The 18,648-nt window shown below is 56.0% G+C and carries 18 protein-coding genes and 1 pseudogene; 7 read left to right on the forward strand and 12 right to left on the reverse strand.

The features are described 5' to 3' along the window. Positions 1-252 precede the first annotated feature (252 nt). Positions 253-1,086 carry a class I SAM-dependent methyltransferase gene (locus tag QMC91_RS08835; RefSeq protein ID WP_300237802.1) on the reverse strand — a complete coding sequence of 278 codons (834 nt, stop codon included), beginning with the start codon at positions 1,084-1,086 and terminating at the stop codon, positions 253-255. Between the two features lie 737 nt (positions 1,087-1,823). On the opposite strand from QMC91_RS08835, the gene QMC91_RS08840 reads away from it, so the two are divergent. Beyond that, positions 1,824-2,765: a class I SAM-dependent methyltransferase gene (locus QMC91_RS08840; protein WP_300237804.1), complete on the forward strand. Its 942-nt coding sequence runs from the start codon at positions 1,824-1,826 to the stop codon at positions 2,763-2,765. Positions 2,766-2,800: 35 nt separating this feature from the next. On the opposite strand, the gene QMC91_RS08845 is transcribed toward QMC91_RS08840, so the two are convergent. Genes QMC91_RS08845 through QMC91_RS08855 form a run of 3 tightly spaced genes read right to left on the reverse strand, consistent with a single transcriptional unit; the run spans position 2,801 to position 5,659 of the window. Beyond that, positions 2,801-3,487, reverse strand: coding sequence for a PHP domain-containing protein (locus tag QMC91_RS08845; protein WP_300237806.1), 687 nt, complete (start codon positions 3,485-3,487; stop codon positions 2,801-2,803). Continuing rightward, entirely contained in the window at positions 3,484-4,617 is a 1,134-nt protein-coding gene (locus QMC91_RS08850; protein ID WP_300237808.1) for an ATP-grasp domain-containing protein, read from the reverse strand. The genes QMC91_RS08845 and QMC91_RS08850 overlap by 4 nt, the downstream gene beginning before the upstream one ends. A 16-nt stretch (positions 4,618-4,633) precedes the next feature. Then, positions 4,634-5,659, reverse strand: coding sequence for a polysaccharide deacetylase family protein (locus QMC91_RS08855; protein WP_300237810.1), 1,026 nt, complete (start codon positions 5,657-5,659; stop codon positions 4,634-4,636). Between the two features lie 870 nt (positions 5,660-6,529). Between QMC91_RS08855 and QMC91_RS08860 the strand changes: the two genes are divergently transcribed. From QMC91_RS08860 to QMC91_RS08885, 6 genes are all read left to right on the forward strand, one after another. After that, complete coding sequence (locus QMC91_RS08860) at positions 6,530-6,940, forward strand: hypothetical protein (protein WP_300237812.1); 411 nt, start codon at positions 6,530-6,532, stop codon at positions 6,938-6,940. 188 nt (positions 6,941-7,128) lie between these two features. After that, positions 7,129-8,256 carry an AAA family ATPase gene (locus QMC91_RS08865; RefSeq protein WP_300237814.1) on the forward strand — a complete coding sequence of 376 codons (1,128 nt, stop codon included), beginning with the start codon at positions 7,129-7,131 and terminating at the stop codon, positions 8,254-8,256. A gap of 155 nt (positions 8,257-8,411) precedes the next feature. Beyond that, a complete protein-coding gene (locus QMC91_RS08870) occupies positions 8,412-8,705 on the forward strand; it encodes a hypothetical protein (RefSeq protein ID WP_300237816.1) in 294 nt (97 codons plus the stop codon). Next, a complete protein-coding gene (locus tag QMC91_RS08875) occupies positions 8,705-9,046 on the forward strand; it encodes a hypothetical protein (protein ID WP_300237818.1) in 342 nt (113 codons plus the stop codon). The genes QMC91_RS08870 and QMC91_RS08875 overlap by 1 nt, the downstream gene beginning before the upstream one ends. Beyond that, positions 9,043-12,336, forward strand: a complete 3,294-nt coding sequence (locus QMC91_RS08880; protein WP_300237820.1) for a hypothetical protein — start codon at positions 9,043-9,045, stop codon at positions 12,334-12,336. Before QMC91_RS08875 ends, QMC91_RS08880 begins: the two co-directional genes overlap by 4 nt. Before the next feature lie 597 nt (positions 12,337-12,933). Next, positions 12,934-13,515: an acylphosphatase gene (locus QMC91_RS08885; RefSeq protein WP_300237822.1), complete on the forward strand. Its 582-nt coding sequence runs from the start codon at positions 12,934-12,936 to the stop codon at positions 13,513-13,515. 161 nt (positions 13,516-13,676) lie between these two features. Here the strand turns inward: QMC91_RS08885 and QMC91_RS10025 are convergent, their stop codons facing one another. From QMC91_RS10025 to QMC91_RS10030, 8 genes and pseudogenes are all read right to left on the reverse strand, one after another. Then, on the reverse strand, positions 13,677-13,817 hold the full coding sequence (locus QMC91_RS10025; protein ID WP_366944398.1) for a hypothetical protein: 141 nt from the start codon (positions 13,815-13,817) through the stop codon (positions 13,677-13,679). Between the two features lie 13 nt (positions 13,818-13,830). Then, positions 13,831-14,019 (reverse strand): UDP-N-acetylglucosamine 2-epimerase, encoded by a 189-nt coding sequence (locus tag QMC91_RS08895; protein WP_300237834.1) that lies wholly within the window; start codon positions 14,017-14,019, stop codon positions 13,831-13,833. 54 nt (positions 14,020-14,073) lie between these two features. Beyond that, entirely contained in the window at positions 14,074-15,474 is a 1,401-nt protein-coding gene (locus tag QMC91_RS08900) for an ATP-binding protein (RefSeq protein WP_300237824.1), read from the reverse strand. Positions 15,475-15,774: 300 nt separating this feature from the next. Next, positions 15,775-17,211 (reverse strand): ATP-binding protein, encoded by a 1,437-nt coding sequence (locus tag QMC91_RS08905; protein ID WP_300237826.1) that lies wholly within the window; start codon positions 17,209-17,211, stop codon positions 15,775-15,777. A 204-nt stretch (positions 17,212-17,415) separates the two neighbouring features. After that, positions 17,416-17,589: a glucose-6-phosphate isomerase family protein gene (locus tag QMC91_RS08910; protein ID WP_300237828.1), complete on the reverse strand. Its 174-nt coding sequence runs from the start codon at positions 17,587-17,589 to the stop codon at positions 17,416-17,418. Positions 17,590-17,711: 122 nt separating this feature from the next. Continuing rightward, the gene (locus QMC91_RS08915) at positions 17,712-17,936 is read right to left on the reverse strand and encodes a hypothetical protein (RefSeq protein WP_300237830.1); all 225 of its coding nucleotides are present in this window, start codon (positions 17,934-17,936) and stop codon (positions 17,712-17,714) included. 52 nt (positions 17,937-17,988) lie between these two features. Continuing rightward, a complete protein-coding gene (locus QMC91_RS08920) occupies positions 17,989-18,141 on the reverse strand; it encodes a hypothetical protein (RefSeq protein WP_300237832.1) in 153 nt (50 codons plus the stop codon). A 215-nt stretch (positions 18,142-18,356) separates the two neighbouring features. Beyond that, positions 18,357-18,560, reverse strand: a pseudogene (locus QMC91_RS10030) (type II toxin-antitoxin system PemK/MazF family toxin); the annotation flags it as partial. Positions 18,561-18,648 lie beyond the last annotated feature (88 nt).

The following is an 18,648-nucleotide window of genomic DNA, read 5'->3' on the forward strand; positions in this document are numbered from 1 at the left end:
AGATCTTACGGTTTTGAATATTCAGAGGAGGGTGAAGATTAATGCGGATAGTCGGATCTAACGGTTATACGAGCATATTTTCAGAAAAGGGGGATTGTGATGTGATGGGTAAGGGCAAGGGACCGATGGAGGGGGTCCTGACCTGTTACTCATTTTTACAGAAGATTCGTTACACTATCTTATCAGCAACAAGAAGTAAGTAATTGTGGTGCTTTTTACGTTTGTGATGCCGCTCATTATTTTTATCACCAGTTATTTTTTTCTTGCTACCAAAACAGACCAAATGCCCAACTTGCTCAAGATCGGGCAAGTCTCACAAATTTTTGAAAAAAAAGAAAGTAAAGTTTCACTTTTAGACCATCTCTGAAGTAATGGAAGTGGGAAAATAATACTTTTTAAATCAATTAACTTAAATGTAGAAGGTAACATTTTTTCGAGTTCAAAAGGTGCAAACTCTGTATGTTTATATCGTGTTGGGGTTACTCCATATTTTTCTACCGCTGGAGTAGTGCTAATCTCATAAGTTTTCTCTACAAGCACAACACTTTTTAAGCTACTCAACACACATTTACACCAAAATGTAGGATTTATTTTTTTAAAAATGTGCAAAGGGTTTGGGGTTGTCACAATCAAAATCCCTTCTGATTTTAAAACTCTATCAAATTCATTTATTGCTCTGTCTGGTTCAAATAAGTGTTCAATAACTTCTGAACATATAAGTGTGTCAAAAGAATTGTTCTTAAACGGTAAATCCACACAATCTCCCACTAAAAAATAGGTGTTTCTTTCAACCTCAAGATCCTTGGCAGTGCTAAACGCATTTTTCAAATTTCCAGAACCTATATCGATACCTACGGCTTTTCTTCCATCTTTCTCTTTAATGTAAGATAATAAAAGAACCCCATTAGAACAACCAGCATCTAAAACTAACCCTCCCTCCTTTGAAAAAATATCTAAATAATTTAACAATCTTTTAATCCTCAATCGACCAACCAGTGAACCCATAACGATTTCGCCCTCAGGGTATTTTTGTGATATTTCCTCGTAATAATCAATGTAGTTTTGGCGGTCAAATGCTATTCTCATTCTTCCTTCACCTTCATAAAAAGAACGCAGGCAAATATTTAAAACTTAGGTAATTGTGTAAGATCCACCACTAACCTTTCGTTAAGAAGGGATGAATGGATAGTATGGATTTTCTGGAAATCGGGAGGCTTGTGTCCAATGATTATAGGAGCCCATCAAATCAACGATCTGACATATAAACCCTCCTCTCTTTTCCGGTAGTATGCGCGCCTCTGGCGCACCTTGCCAGTTTACCCGGTTTTTACCGGAGAGTTACCCGGTCTGCTAATTTTTTGCGCCTCGGTGAGGGCTGTTCCGTCAGGTATATATATCTGGCTTCTAACACCGGGTTTTTGGCAAAAGAAGACAGAATTGAAGAGATTGAACTCGGGTTCAATCTCACGGAGTTACTCAGTTCGAAGAATCCAACGCACCTGAGTGCACTGGTCTGAGGGAATCTGATACTCAGTTGGAGTTGAGGGAACTTCCCCCCGAAATATGGGGGGCATGAAGAGCGGGAGCTGTCTTCAGTTTTCCAGGATCTGCCACAATTTGCTCTCAAGGCTCGAGGTATCGTCTCTATGAGAGGGTGGGAGATGAGGTGGAGGATTCTGATTATACAGAGTGAGGGGGATGAGGAGGGATCTGTGTTGTCGCCGAAAGTTGCCATCAAATTAGCAAGGGCATTGGATTGATGGCCTCAATAGTTACATTTATTTTAAGCTAGAGAAAAACTGTCTGACAAAAAGAGATGCTATATGAACTGCCCCGTTTGCAATTGTGGCACAAAAAATATTAACTCGGTTTATTTACTTGGTTTAATTGAATCTTCAACTTATTATTGTCCAAACTGTGGGTTATATTTTCGAACTCCCTTGCCCAGCATTGAAGCGATTTACAGTTATTATACCAGTAGATACTTCCGATATCCAGAAAGTATTGAAATGGAAATGGCAAGACGACAAGGATCGTTTATTCTGCGAAAATTATCAAATGAACAGATAGACCTCTCAAAGATAAATTATCTCGAATTCGGAGCTGGGCGAGGGTGGGTTTTATCCTATCTTCAGAGTTTTGGTTCAATCAACTCTACTATGGGTATCGAACCTGATGAGGTTTCAGTTCGGTGGGGCAGAGAGAATTTAGAAGTGAACTTAAATAAAGGGACATTAAATGAGGATTTGATTACAGAGATCTCGTTAAATTACCCGGAAACAAATTTGATCTCGTTAATACACGTTTTAGAACATCTCCATAACCCTTTTGAACTTCTTGCTTTACTAAAGAAGAACCTAAAAGAACATTTTTTGTTTTTAGAAATACCAAATGCCGAGCAAGAAGGGCCCGTTATGAAGATTGACACATTTCCTTGGAGTTCTATGGGGCAACACTTTTGGTCATTTTCAGCAAAAAGCTTGCGCTTATCTTTAGAAAATTGCGGATATCAAATAATTTCTCTTGAGACTGAAGGTAATCCCCATTACTGGGATAGATCCATAGAACGCCTTTCACTATGGAATCGCTATTTTAATTTTATCAGTGAAAAGCAAAGGTATGGAGATCTTAATTTAATGGATTTTTTTACTGCTACCTGTAACCTTGTGGCAAGGAATGGGATCATCAAAGTCAAAAGTTTGGTCGCGCCAAAATACACACGACTGGATTTACCTATTATTCGGATACTTGCCAAAAGCGCCTAGGAACCCCTTAACCTCAAGGGCGTTTCTTACTACATCTAATGCCTACTCATTAAAATGCGATACGCAAGGCAAGCAGTGTGCTGAATACTCTGTAAGTACTCCATGTGTTTCAGTGATTTGATCACCTGACTTGCATCCACTAAGTACCGCGGACTTTGCTGCCCATTTATGCCCAATGCATCAATAAGAGGCTCGTTTTCGACATTTTCTGATGCACTTAAGTTGACGCCTATTCGGCCATTCCCAATTTCTGATGCAAAATGTGCATCACTCCCTGCAGTAAATGGTTTATTATATTTCTTTGCCAATTCTAAAGCATTATTATTCTCTTCAGGAGTTGATCTTCCATTAAATACTTCAATGGCATCTGAATGCTCAATGATATATTGGTTAAGCTTATGCCCCCTGAAAGGATGTGGTAATACCACAAATCCCTCTTGGTCTTTTATTTCCTCAAGAACTTCAATAGAAATTCTTGATTTTATTTCTTCATTTAGACATAATCCGATGATATCACCGATCTCAGTCTGTACCTCACTTCCTACGATAACAGTAAAATCACTGTCTTTATTGATATTTCTAACTTCCAATCCGCCTCTGATGGTATTGTGATCGGTCACTGCGATCCCGGTCAGACCCTTTTTCTTTGCCACTTTTAATATGGTTTTCGGGGATAGCAGGGAGTCAAAAGAGTATTTTGAGTGAATATGAAGATCAATCATACACCTGTCTCTGGTTTTCCATGAGGATACTTTAAATCTCCGTTTCTTATACGTCCAATTATTGAGATTCCGGTTTGGTACAACTGGAGCAGGTTTGGTTTTATGTCATCTAATTCGATGTTACTTTTTGCAGTCTTATCGAAGAGCTCCTTGATAACGTTCTTTGATGACCCGGGGTTTGCAAGCACGTGTAAGGTATCATCAGGAAACGGCCACCGAAACTTCACATCTCTGTCATAATCAAAGATCGGCTGGATGTCACCTTCCAGAGCCATCATGACATCAAGGTAAGGAAAGTCTACACCCGATGCGATGGAGAGATCTAACGATCCCCAGAACTTGGGGTTGATCTCCATCAGTTTGTACTTACCGTCCCTTGAATCTTTCTTAAACTCTACCATGGCAACACCATGCCAATCAAGTGCCTTAAGCAGAGTAAGCCCCAGATCCCTCAGTTCCGGGTCATATGTGCTCCGAGCAGCAGTGCTTGCTCCGCCTGTCACAGGATACTCTCTCATCCTTTTATGCATAAAAATAGCACGTTCTTCTCCTTTATTGAATAGGGCGTAAAAACCAAACCCCTCTCCTGGAATATACTCCTGGAGGATATGATCAGAAAGGGAAAGCTGGTTTAACTCCTCCGCTGAATTTATATATCTGACCCGTCCTGACTCGTATATACCTTTTGCCACGACAGGATATGCATTAACATCTTCGATTGAGTTATACTCCAGTGGTGTGGGAATCCCCAGGGTTCTGGCCAGTTTCATTGTCTGATACTTATCACTCGCAATTTGCATGGATTGATAGTCTGCAACTGGTACTTTCGTGTAATTAAGAAGTTCATCCTTATACTTGGAGATGGCCACAGTCGTGAGATAGCCGATGGGGAGGAGGACGTCAACCTTGTTTTTTTCCAGGAAATCTATCAAAAAATCAATAAATTGCATTTCATCTCTGGGATCCGGATAGATTACAGGTTCACTACAGTATTTTGAGTAGAATGATTGAGCATGTTTTCCTGGCGCTCCTGCTATAACATAGAACCCCCTTTTCCCGAGACTTCTCACCGCCCCAAGTGTATGCTTATATCCCGCGTCGGTTATGAAGACTCTATGCAAGTTGATCACCAAACATTTATGTTACCTATTTATCCACAGCATTCAGAATCTCTTCCCCGCTCGTCATCCACGCTCCCTTCTCCCTACAGTATCTTAAAATCTTCTCATAAAACTTCAGCCGCTCCCCCTCCATGTAGGTATTATGCCAGAGGAGGGTAAACACCCCATGGCAGCGCTCGGTTGCGTCGATGAGGTGGTGGGTGACCTCCCAGGCCCTCCCGGCGTCGAGCCGCATGTAGGCATCAAGGGTGCAGTCCATGACCGTGAGCGGGATCTCCAGGATCTCAATCTCGCGGCCGGCCTGGAGGTTATAGGGCCTGAAGGGATGACACATCCCGTTCCTGAACCCGACACAGTCAGCATACCCGAAGGTGGCATCGTAGCGGAACCCTGCGCGGCTGAGGTGCTCCCAGGTCTCCGGGACGCGGAACCGGAGGAAGTGGTTCCGGTAGCCGATGACCGGCCGCCCCAGGACCGCCTCCAGCCGCTGCTTCTCGACCGCGAGGGCTTCCGGGTCGCAGTAGGCACGGTGACCCCCGTGGAGCCCGACCTCCCAGCCAGCATCAGCGATCATCCCGATCTCCTCCTCAAAGTCTCGGACGTCATACGAGTAGTCCTGGTCCCCGGGGGCGAGGGCGAGGAAGTAGAAACTCGACCGGGCGCCGTACTCCTCCTCGAGAGCCATTATCTCCCGGAAGTTGCAGAAGGGGAGCCTCTTTGACCGGAGTTGCCTTGCGCTTGCGAGGGCTCCGGCGAGATTCCCCCTCTTCAGGGCGGAGAGGGTCGCATACCCCTTAGAGAGAGCGGAGCGGTAGACCGCATCGATGTCGTGGGTGAGGCAGACGGCGAACGGCTGACCGTCAGGGTACTCGGGGCGGTAGCCCTTCTCGACGAGGTAGCGCGAGGCGCGAGGTTCAAAGGGCTCCCGGTTGTTGCTCATGTAGTGGGGGAAACGGTCGTAGCCGTCCCGAAATGATCCGTTGTACTCCTCCGCACAGGTGAAGAGGCGCCAGATCTCCGGGTCCTGCTGGAGGATCGCATGCATCCGCATAATTCCCTTCAGAGATTGTTGGCGGGGCGGGTATTAGTTATGTTTGTTTCTGTTGTCGGTGGTGCCGCGGCAGGTGAAATGATCCACGCAGAGCACCCCCCCCCCGGCGCAGCGCCCGATGACGTCATCAGGTCGTGCACCCCTGCACCGGCAAACACGCGCCCCGGCCGCGAGATGATGCATGAACCTGGAATCCCGCGCGGCTTCGAGTGGGACTCCCGCGGCAGGGGTGGAAGATCCCATCATCCCGTGCCACGGACGGTCTCCATTGAGGTGGGTGATGCTCCCCCTCGATGAACATCACCAGGCAGGGAGATGCTCGATCTCCTCCAGGCCAGCGCCCGGTGGCGATGCCGTCGTGGGTGCCCACCTGATACATCTGTAGGGTTTTCTCCCCGGGAAAACCGGGCGATGGAATCCCCGGTGGGCACTGTATCGATGGAGAATCACCCCAGTGGGGAGGGGCCGACGGGGAGGGGCCGACGGGGAGGGGGGCGGCACGTCCCCCGCCCCTGTCTCGACACGTCAGGTTGAACGATTTTCGTGGGACCACCCCCTCAAGGGGGGCGGGCAGTGCGTGATGATAGCAAGGAAGGCCGTGGAGGGGGAGCGCAAGTGAGTGAACTCTTCGGATGGAGTCCTTCAACATAGTTCCCGGAGGGATGCTCCCGGACACCGTATCTATGGTGAATCACCCTCCCGGGGAGGGGCCGACGGGGAGGGGGAAGGAACTTCCCCCGCCCCTGTCTCCTGCATGTCATCGGAAATACGGCCTTTCGTGGAATCACCCCCACCACCCGGCCGCTGACGCGGCCTCCTCCCGCCCCCCTCAAGGGCGCGGGCAGTGATCGGCGATAGTCCGGGAAGGACATGCAAGGAGAGCGTGAGCGAGACGTCCCGGAGGGATGCACTCCCGGACACCGTATCTATGGTGAATCACCCTCCCGGGGAGGGGCTGACGGGGAGGGGGACGGCACGTCCCCCTCCCCTGTCTCGACGTGTCACCGGGAACTCTCTCACACCCCACCCCACCCCGCGCGCCCCAGCGCTCTCCGACCCGGATCGGCCCACCCGGCCAGGAAGAAAGCACCCCCACCCCCCCTGCCGCACCTGCCGCACCTCCATCCGCGCGCGCCACTCTCCCGCCATATCCAGGGCGGCGCCGGCAAGGACGATATCGAGCGAAACCCGCCCCATTTCATCGCCGGGAAGGGGCAGAGCCCGCGCCCCGCCGTCGATGAAGAACCATCCCCCGGCCGCCGGATAATGCGCTCCCGGTGATCCTGGGCGGGTCAAACACAGAGAGGAGGATGAAGACCGCCCCGGGCGATCCCCGGCCGGAAACCCCCGATCCTGCAGGGAAAACGGGATCGGATGATGCCCCGGGGAGGATTTGCAAGACGTTCACCTGTTCACTTTCACCCCGCGCGGCCTTCCATTAATAAGAAACTCCTTCAAGACTCTGATCCATGAAACGTATTCCGCTTCTCAACCACGACCAGACGCTCTTTCGGGACATCGAGGTCTTTGAGGCCTCGTTTGTCCCCGAGCAACTCTGCCACCGCGAAGCCCAGGTGAAGGAACTCGCCTTCCTCATCAGCCCCGCCCTCCGGGGCGCAAGCCCGGAAAACGCCATCCTCCGCGGTCCCCCGGGCACCGGGAAGACATCAACCGTCCACAGGATCTTTGCCGAACTCAAAGAGGCCACCCGCAGGGCCGTTCCCATCTACATCAACTGCCGGCACGACCATACCACGCTTGCCGTCTACCAGCGCATCGCAGGCCAGCTCTTTGGATACAAGACCCCCTCGCGCCGCCTCGAGGACATCAGGGAGGCGATCGCAGCAGCCCTCCGTGAAACAGACGCGGCACTCCTGGTCTGCTTCGACGACGCAGAACACCTCGTCGCGGCAGGCACCTATAACAACCTCCTCTACCAGGTCCTCAGGCTCTACGAAGGCTGGGAAGATCTCAGGGCGCCCGGCGTCATTGTGGTCACAAGCGATCTCGAGATGCAACTCTACGCCGAGGCCGACGGAGCGGTGCGCTCGGTCTTCCACCCCACCGAGATCTTCTTTCCGCCCTACGCGAAGACCGAGATCCGCGAGATCCTCACCGACCGCGTCAGACAGGGGCTCTACCCCGGCGTGATGCCCCCGGCGGTCATCGACCTTGCCGCTGGAATGGCCGGCGATGCCGGGGACATCAGGCTCGGGATCGCCCTCATCAAGGCGGCCGTCCTCCGGGCGGAGGTGGATGGCCGCCGCCGGGTCACAAAGGAGGATCTCATCTCCGTGGCCCCCGGGATAAGGTCGCCGGCGCTCGAGGTCAGGGTTGCAGCGCTCGCGCCGGGCGAGCGTGCACTCCTCTACGGGCTTGCCGAGCGGTCGCTATCCGGGGAGGAGATGCTCTCGGGGGCGGTCTTTGAAGAGATGCGGGACTACATCGCCGTCGGGAAGACAACCTACTATAACAGGCTGCGGCGACTCGCCGCGGCCGGGATCGTCGACCTCCTCCGCGGCGCCGGGGGCCAGCAGGTCGTCGTCCTCCGCTACGACCCCGGGGATCTCTTTGCGGCCTGCGCCCCGGAGAGGTGAACGGACCTTTAACCTCTATTCTTGCCGGGATCTCTCTTTTGGGTTCGATACTCTGGAATTTTATTTTCTGGTACAGATACGTTTATAAAGGGCTTGTTAACAAATTCAGGGCCTGTGAATTAGCCTTTTTACCAAATATGCCCGAATAATGATGTATGCGCCGGGCAGAGCCCCGGTGCAGAGGAGTTATCGAAACGATGAATCACGGGAGAAGAACCCCTGCTGAAGGGGGCGGCAGCCCGGACCCAGAGTACACCCACACTCTCCACCAGGCCGCCTCAGATACGTCACCGCCCGAAGATATAAGCGGATCGTCTGTTCCGCTCTACCTCGTGCCGCAGGCGGTTGCTGCCGAGATCCGGCGGCACGGCTGGGCGGTCCGGGAGATCCGCATCCGCCGGACACGGAACCACCAGTATACCATCGACGTCGAACGGAGGCGGGTCTGATGCCCGCTCCGGGCAGCCTTGCGTCCACCGCGAAGGGCGGGGCCGTCATCAACGTGGAGGCAGAGACCTGCTGGATCCTGCCCGAGGACGCGCGGAGCCTGATCTTCTCAGGCCAGCCGGCGCCGGTCCTCCGCTCAAGGTCGCGGCGGGACAATCAAGGCGCTGTAACGGGCGAGGTCACGATCGAAGGCCACGCTGCTCTCCACCCCGCCGGCAGGGCGGTGGTGATCCAGACCCGCGAGGGCTGCTGGCTCGTCCCGCTGGCAACGTTCCGGCGGGTGGTCAGCGGGGAGGCAGCCAGCGCCCCGCTATTTCCCATTCCGTCGGGGGCGGGGCTGTGACTCCAGAGATCCACCGGGCGGTGGAAATCATCGCCGACGGCGTGGTCGAGGTCCGGGCGCTTGCCGACGGTGCCACGCACTCGGGCTACTTCGACGATTACGAGGCTCTCGCCCGGGCGGTCGAGGCGCTGGACGCAGATCCGGCGGTCTCCGGGATCTATCTGACCCTGAACCCCGTGAACCCCGACCTGCTTGCCCGCCGGGCGAACCGGATCAAGATGCGGCTCTCCCGCAAAGACGCGACCACGGCCGATGCCGATATCGTCCGGCGGCGCTGGTTCCCGGTCGATATCGACCCGGTAAGACCGAGCGGGGTCTCGTCGACCGAAGAAGAGCATGCGGCCGCCCTTGCCGCCGCTGAGCGGGTCGCGGCCTTCCTCGCCGGGCAGGGGTTCCCCGAACCCCTGCGGGCAGACTCCGGGAACGGGGCGCACCTGCTGTACCGGATCGATCTCCCGAACGACGATGCGGCGACCGCGGTCGTGCGGGGGGCTCTTGCAACCCTCGACGCCCTCTTCTCAAACGATGTGATCACCGTCGATGCCGCGAACCACAACGCCGCCCGGATCTGGAAACTCTACGGGACGCTCTCCCGGAAGGGCGACTCCACGCAGGAGCGCCCCCACCGGCGATCAAGGATCATCTCGGTGCCGGCAGAGATGGAGGTTCTCTCCAGGGAGAGGCTCGAGCACCTTGCGGGTCTCATCCCCCGGGAGGAGCCGCTGCCACGGCGAAAGACCGCCGGCATCGACCTTGCCTCCTGGCTCGCGGAGCACGGGATCGCCGTCCGGAGCACCAGACCCTGGCAGGGCGGGACTCTCTTTGTCCTTGCAGGGTGTCCGTTCTCGAGCGCACACAAGGACGGCGCGTTTGCGATCCAGTTCGCAAACGGCGCGATCTTTGCCGGGTGCCACCACCAAAGTTGCGGCGGAGGAGCACAGCGGTGGCCGGAACTCAGGGCGATGCATGAACCGAAGCAGAAGAAAAAGCAGGAGGCGAGGGCAGGGACAAAAGAGGAGGAGAACCCCGCCCCTCCTCCCGCCGGGGATGAGTACCGCGAGCGTGCCCTTGCCATCCTCCGTGACGGCGACCCGCTCGGGTTCATCCTCGACACCTTCAACAAAACCCACGTCGGCGACCGGACCGTTGCGGAGTCTCTCGCGATGTCGGTCGCCTCCCGGTCGGTCGAGAACACAAACGGCCTCCATGTCGCCATCTCCGGCAACTCCGGGAAAGGGAAGACCCATGCCTGCACGACGATGCAGAACCTCATCCCGGAGGACTCGCGCCTGAAGGGCACGGTCTCTGACCGGGCGCTCTACTACGACGACGACCTCCGGCCCGGCACCGTCTTCCTCTTCGACGACGTCTCACTCTCTGACGACCTCCAGGAGGTCCTGAAATCAGCGACCACAAACTTTCGGGAACCGATCGAGCACCGGACGCTCACGACCGAGCGCAAACTCCGGGTCTGCACCATCCCGGAGCGGTGTGTCTGGTGGCTTGCGAAGGTCGATGACCCGGGCGACGACCAGGTGATGAACCGGATGCTCACTGTCTGGATCGATGACTCGGCCGAGCAGGACCGGCGGGTGCTTGAGCACATGAAGGAGCGGGAAGCGGCCGGCCGGGACCCGGCGGCGGATGATACCCTGGTTTGCCAGGCGATCTGGGAGGCGGTGGGGGAAGAGGTCCTCCCCGTCCGGATCCCGTTCGCCCGGCGGATAGGGTTCTCCACAACCCAGAACCGCCGGAACCCCGGCATGCTCTTTGACCTGATCAGGTGCCATGCCCGGCTATTTTACCTCCAGCGGGACCGCGACGACGACGGGGCGGTGGTCGCCCGGGAGGAGGACTTTCGGGCGGCAGCGGACCTCTACGCCGCCCTCTCCGGGGCGACCGGCGGGCAGGAGACGAAACTGACGAAGAACGAGGCAGCAGCGCTCGCAACGGTGGCGAAGATGGGGGTCGAGGTCTTCACCGTCCGGGGTCTCCAGAGCGCTCTCGGCCTCTCCTACCAGAAGACCCGGCGGATCCTCAACGGCTACACCAGCCGCGGGACTCCCTACTCCGGCCTCCTGGAGAAGTGCCCGGCGATCAGCCTCTACGATGCCACGGTGACGGAGGACGGCGGGGCCGGGGTCACGGTCCGCCGCCGGGAGCAGTACTTCACGTTTGATGCTGAGGTCTACCGGGCCTGGAGCGGGGGAACGTTTGTCTGGCTGGACGATGACCCGGATGTTGACAGCAATGACAGCAGTTTTCAGCACGTTGACAGCAGTTGCTGTCAACGAGAAAACGCCCGTAAAAGCGACCATTCCAAAGACGCCCCTCAACATGAGGATATTCATCTATATGATCACACACATGTACAGCAGAATAAAGGAACGGAGAGCACGCACGAGGCGACTCGCAGTGACGAGGGGGGTACCTCTGTTTCCGACTTTGCTGTCACTCAAAATGAGAACGTCCCGGATCACGAGCAAAATCGGGAAACCTCGCAGGTTCTTCGCCCACTCATTGACAGCACCTGCTGTCAACGTGCTGAAAACTGCTGTCATCAGCAGATCGAGGAGGGGTCAGGCTCTGTTCCCGGAGGTGCTGTCACCCAGACCGGGATATCCAGAGATCGGGAGGATAATAAGAAAAGACATCCAGATCCTGCTTCGTTCAGTGACAGCAACTGCTGTAAGTCTGCTGAAGGGTGCTGTCATCAGCAGATCGAGGAGGGGTCGGGCTCTGTTTCCGGAGGTGCTGTCACCCAGATTGGGATACCCAGGGATCGGGAGGATAATCAGAAAATACCCCGAGATCCAGCTTCGTTCAGTGACAGCAACTGCTGTAAGTCTGCTGAAGGGTGCTGTCAATATGGCTGTAACACCCGGGGGAGGATAACAACAGAACCAGGGACTCCCCCGCAGGTCACAGGCATCAATCCGGCTGACTACATCCCCCTCCCGGTCTCAAAGGACGAACCCTGCCACGTCTGCGGCAGGCGGCCGACGTCGTCGGTGAGACGCGACAGCGAGGAGTATCTCTGCTACACCTGTCTCAAGAACGCCCCGCGGTCGACCGCGGCCGCGGCGCCGTCCCGGCGGGTCAGGGTGCAGCCTCTCCCCGGGGTTCTCGACCACCGGGGGTTTGAGCGGGTGAAGAGCGAGATTGGCCGGTGCGATGTATGCAAAGCGGCCAGGGCGGTCTACCGATCCATGGAGGCACAGACGAAGGTCTGCGAGGGGTGTTATGCGAGGCTGGTCCGGGACTGGAACAGGGAGGAGGGTGTGAGGTGAAGGTGCAGGGTCTCGATTTCAGGGAGGCGGCGATGACGCCTACGACCGAACCGGGGTCTTCAATCTCCTCGAAGAGCGAGTGATCCCCCGGGACATATGCCGCGAACACGCCCGGTGCATCAGACGGGGTCGCTGGCAACCACCTACAGAGAACTTCTATCCCCGACCAGGTGAAGTTCCCGGCTGACTATCTGGATTGCGGGCGGTGCCCTGAAAGATCCTCCGGGATCGGGGCAACGCAGCCAGGCGAAACTGTCGAGCACTACTCCGGCTTACAGCAACCAGTGGTACACCGCATTTGCTTTACGCTTCCCCCGGTCGAGCATCGCAACCTTATACCCCGACAGGGCGAGGCCCGCCGGAGGCCGTAGACGTGTTCGACCCCGGGAACGTCCGCAAAGAGCGCTGCTGCCGGGATCCCGACGACCCCGATCCGGCGGATCTGACTGCGCTTCCTGATGGGGCAGCAAGGTTCCTGGTCATTGTGTGCATTTCTGTTCTGTCTTCAAGGTGCAGGCAAGGGTCCGGACAGCGCTTCGCCGGGCGAAGTGCAGATCCGGAGAAACTATTTATGTCCACCATACAGAGTGAAATTGAATGAAACGATTTGCGGCCACCGCACGGGGGCGTGTCCAGCGGGTCGGCTATCGGGAGCACGTGTACAACGAGACGTTTGAGCGGAATATCTCGGGGTACGTGAAGAACCTCGATACCGGGGAGGTCGAGATCGTTGCTGAGGGGAGCGAAGAGGATCTTCGGGGATTCATCAACGAGATCAATATCATACGAAGACCTATTGCAGTCAAATCGTTCACCGTCAGATGGGAAGAAGCAACGGGAGAGTACGCCGATTTCGAGATCGTCCGGGGAGACATCCAGGAGGAGACGTTCGAGTGGCTGGGTTACGCCGGGAACGTACTGCACAGCATGGATATGAAACTAGACCAGAGCCTCCAGGTCGGCAAGGAAACCCTCCAGGTCGGCAAGGAAACCCTCCAGGTCGGCAAAGAAACCCTCCAGGTGGGCAAGGAAACCCTCCAGACCGCCAGAGAGACAAAAGAGGAGATTGTCGGGCTCCGGAGTGATACCAGGAAGCACCTTGACGACGAATTTGCAGAGATCAGAAAGGAGCTTGTCTCCATCAAGGATGCACTTGCCCGGGCAGGCATCCAGGTCTGAGTTCCTCCCCCATCCCCGCGCCGCGCGCGGTCGTGCCTGACTCCCTGCTTCTCGCTCATCGGGAAAAAGGCGTCAGGATGGCGAGGGTCACTGCATCGTACCCGACGACCTTCGCAAAATCCGCGGTGCAGGAGAATTCTCCCCGCACCCGGCGACTACTCTCAGCAACTCTTTGAGCCCGGGCTCCTCGCCCCTGAGCGGGGACTCCCCTGGTTGAGCATCGTGATCCTGTATCCGGAAGAAGCGGAGTCCCGCTGGAAGCCGTAGACGTGCTCGATACCCGGCACATCTATTGTCTGCATCCCTGGTTTGTCTTCAGGGTTCAAATTCTCTGAGGATCGCGGCGATCCGCACGGCGGCATGCCCGTCGCCGAACCGGGCTGAGTGTTGCCGGCACGCATCACCGGCCGCATCAGCCTCCGAGACGATCCGGTTGGCATCCGCGCCGACGAGGACGTTCCAGCCATCCTCGACCGTCTCGACCCACTCGGTGTTCTCCCGCAGGGCACCTCGAGGATGTAGGCCTCCAGAAGGAGGCCGCCGGACGTGGAGTGAGAATCACTCCCTGTCCTTTTGCATACGCTCCATGAGCGCCGTACAATCATCGAGGTCGAGAGAGATCCCCTCCCCTTCGGCCCTGCGCGAGAACGACCGCGCAACGACACAGAAGTACTCGCTCCGCCTGTCGTTGTGCCAGGAGACGAGCGGTGCCTTCCGCCGCAGCCCCGCAAAGACCTCTGCGGCATCGACCCCATCCTGCCATTTACACTCGCAGAACAGGATCCGGTACGGGTTCTCAGCGAGACAGACGATATCGATCTCCTCCCCGCGGTGCCACCAGCCCCCAATCCTGGTGAATACGAACGGCAGGAAACCCTCTCCGTTGATACGATCGAAGAGATCCATCACCATCTCATCGAAGTGTTTTCCGACATACCCCACAAATTGCGGCCGTACGTACTGATCCACAACCAGTGGGGCATTGCCGCGTTCGAGCGTATCAAGATGGGGATTGACGAAAGAAAACCAGAAGTCGAAGAGGTTGTCTGAGAGGAAATAAAGCCCCTTTCTGCTCTTGTGGCCTTCAGTCACGGGAATGCGCCGGTGCACCAACTTCAGGCCGATAAGGATCGAGAGATACTTGTTGACGACACTCTTAGAAAGACCGGTATCATTGCAGATGAGCCCGATCCGGTGGTTTCCCCCTGCAAGAGAGAAGAGGATGGAGAAGTAATACCTCGGTTCGACAAGTTCGGCCCTGAGCACGAACTCCACGTCCCTGAAAAGAAACGAATCTTCTCTCATCACCCTCTCCTCGATATTCTTCAGAATGTCCCATTCCGGATCGGCGGCCATGATGTATGCCGGCGTCCCCCCAAAGACCGCGTAGAACTCGACCGCCTTCTTCATATTCCCTATATACTCAAGCACATGGATGAATCGAAGGGGCTGCAGGAGGATCTGCCCCGTCCTCCTGCCAAAAAGAGGGCTCCCATACTCCATGGTCGCGGACTCCATCATCGATATGCTCGACCCCGACAGAATGAGAAATATCCGGGTTTTCTTCAGGCGCCTGTCCCAGTATTCCTGAAGCATCGAGGGAAGTGAGGGGTCCTCCTTGATCAGATAGGGGAATTCATCGATGGCGATCACGATACGGTCATCTGCGTGCTGGACAAGGTACTCGAAAAAACTGTCCCAGTCTGAAAAACCGGTTTTCTGGAGAAACGGATCTTTGAAATAGGCGCTCAGGTCTGCAGAAAATCTCCGGAGCTGCAGGTGTTTCGACTCTTCCCGTGCGACCAGGTGTATTCCAGTAGCGGTACGGAGGAACTGGTCGATAAGTTCGCTTTTCCCGACCCGCCGCCGGCCATAGAGCACGATGAACTCCGCACCGTCGCTCCCGTACCGCTCATGAAGGTGAGAGAGTTCCCGGCCCCGGTTGAGGAAGACACTCATAAGTAGTATACTATGGAGTGTACTATTTTACAGTTTGTGGAAGATAGTGCCGGATCGGGAGACATCGGGGTGAGCAAAACGCTTGTCCTCACAAAAAGGGAGTTCTTTCACCTGACCTGCCCGGCGGCGAGATTATCGATGACCACGACATCGTGGCGTTGTGATAGATGCGACGGACGGGATGTCCGGAGCTTGAGAAGCCATCAGGCTTTGGGGCGGGAGCGAGTAAACATCAAACGGAGATCAGCGTGCCAGTAACCGGGTGGGAACGATCGTGCAAGGCGAGAGAGATCCCCTCTCTCACCCGCCCATCCGTGTCAGGTACTCCCGCGAAAGCCGGGCGATATCCTCCAGGTCGCAGACCAGGTAGCCGTCCTCTCTCAGATCCTCTTTGCCCTCTATGCTCTTTGCTGCCAGGGCAAAGCGTTCGTTCCTGCTCTCGTTTCGCCATCCCACCATGGAGGCTTTCTCCCGGAGTGCCGCAAGGAGGCCGCGGGCCTGGCGGCGGTTGAGAACAGACCATTTGCATTCGCAGAAGAGGGCATCCCCGGAGACCTCATTCAGGCCTACGAGATCGATCTCCGCCTCCTTCTGCCACCACCGCCCCAGTCGCGAATACGGGGAGCCGGAGAACAGAATCCCCCTGCGAACGAGGTCGAGGCAAAGTTGCTCGAACATCTCTCCGCAATAGGGCGCGATCTCTTCCCTGATGGAGGCGAGCACCTCCCCGCTCTGCCCCGTCTCGGTCTCTGCTCTCCGGGGATACACGAAACGGAACCAGAACCTGAGGTAGGGATCGGTCAGCCGGTAATGCCTTCTCCGGTAGCCGGCATGGGCGGTCACCGGCACCTCGTCGTTGATCAGATGCATACGCGAGAGGACGGCAAGGTACTTGGAGACCAACCCTTTATCAAGCCCGGTCTCCTGACAGAGGGGTCCCAGAGCGGTGTACCCTGCGGCGAGAGCGCGGAGAATAGCCATGTAGTTCCCTGCTTCGCGGAACTCATACTGCATCAGGATCTCGGCTTCAGAGTACAGGTATGCTCCCTTCCGGAGAATCTGCTCCTCCACATTCTCCCAGAACGATCGGTCGGGGCGAAACAGACAGAGATAAGCAGGGATCCCACCGATCACGCACCATGTCATGACGAGTTCCTCCTCATCGTAGGGGAGGAACCGGCGAAGGTAGGGATAGGAGAGAGGCTCGAGCTGCCACTGCCCCGTCCTTCTGCCGTAGAGCGGGCTTGTGTACCCCAGCACCTCGGTCTCCATCGTGCTGACCGATGAACCCGATATGACGAGCATCACCGGCTCCTGCGAGAGCACCGTATCCCACACCTTCTGAAAGACGGAAGGTGTGGCCCGGTCGCGTGCGATGAGGTAAGAGAACTCATCGATGACGATCACCACTTTCTGCCCTGAAGGAGGGGAAAAGTTCCGGTGCCTGACCAGCGCTTTTATGACTGTCTCCCAGTCGGGATACCTGCTCCGCTCGAAATCCGGATCGTTCAGGTACTCCCCTGCATAGTGGGAGAAATCCTGGACATTCCTTGCCGTCCCTTCTTCTGAGGCCAGGAAGTAAAAGCCCGGGACCGTCTGCAGGAATCGGGCAAGAAGCGTTGTCTTTCCCACGCGCCGCCTCCCGTACAGGATCAGGCACTCCGGAACCGGGGAACGATATCGATCGGTGAGGAACTGTAGTTCACCTGCCCGGTCTACGAAAGGATTTTGATTCATAAGTATACTACTTTATAGTCAACAATCACTTAAGGTGAGCGGTAAGCGCCGGTGGTCCGGCCGGCCATGGCCGCTGCACAGGCGTGCATCCACTTACCGGGGTTGATGGTCGTAGCCGGGCGGGATGAGGACGAACTCTCCCGCCCTTGCGGCGACGACAGCGATATCACCGAGAACGCTCCGCTGGAGAGGGTAGAGCCCGGGTTAATCGATGCCCGAGGGGCTCTGCGGGTGGTAGTGCCCTCTGGTCTTGACGTACTCCCCGCCCACGGTGCCCGGAGGAATGGCGGTGATGTCGAACCGGACGTTCTGCTCGCGAAGATACGCACGATCCCCGGCAGTGAGGGCGAGGTCGCGGTATGCAGTCCAGGGGGGCATGCTGCCGGACAGGTCCGGGGTTGGCGAGCACGCATCGCATATCGTCGAGGGTCCGGACAGAGGGTTCAGGGAGGCTGCCGGGCCGGTGATAATTTACGCGATTCGATTCCGGTGCATCCCTCTTAGGGCTGGTGCGCCGCCGACGTTCGGATCGATCTCGTTGAAGAACTGTATCGGGTAATCCGGCGAAATGTGGGAGGGGGTTGCCCCTTCACCCGCACAATCACCGCCACCACCCCGCCGGCCCCGGCGCTCACCGTCGATAACCTCCTCTCTTCTCCGGCCTTCTCCGCCCGCCAGCCCTCCAGCGCCAGGAGCCGGCTCTCATTCTTTGCAGCGAGTCGCACCTCCGGTGCTCCCGCCTCGGCCCGGTGGGCCGTCGCGTCTTGCAGATCCGCTTCACGTCCCGGTTCGTCTCGTAAGACCGGGCTCCCGGGTGGTCTTCTTGTTGGTCATCCTGGTAAGCCTCCTGATGGACGATAGGATGGGAAAGAGAAAAAGGCTGACCGTAACGACCATATCAGGGCACCAGAGGCGAATCCGCGCCCCCATAACTTACGGAGCGGGAAGTTCATGTTCAACGAATGTAGAGGTCACTCCGCCGGGGCTGTTGCATGACTCATCAAATTCCTCCAGGAGTATAAATTTGCGATCCGATTGGGTTCACTGGAGTCATTTTATCGGTTTGGTCTTGAGATCGAGATCAATTTTTATCTTATAGTAGAATGAAGTTTGTTCGTGCAACAGCCCCCGCCGCCCTTCAAAAATCAGATTTGAAACAATGCACAGAGTTTCTTGTTGACACTCTCTCTGTAGTGTGTATCAAGCTCGCCAAGTTCTGCGATAACCAGATCCTTCAAAACAGTAGCTATTTTGTCCAATCTGATCACTGAATCCACCTTTAACCCGGAGTTTTCAAATCCTGGCATATCCTTCCGGATATGGATCTCCGTTTCAGTTGTTTGAGGTCGGGTTTGAGATGAGGTGAACTACCCCGCCCTGAAGGGCGCGGCTTCCTGCTTCATCGAACCCGCCCCGGAGGGCCTTACATGATCTCCA

This window comes from Methanoculleus sp. (assembly GCF_030019085.1).
GTDB lineage: Archaea > Halobacteriota > Methanomicrobia > Methanomicrobiales > Methanoculleaceae > Methanoculleus.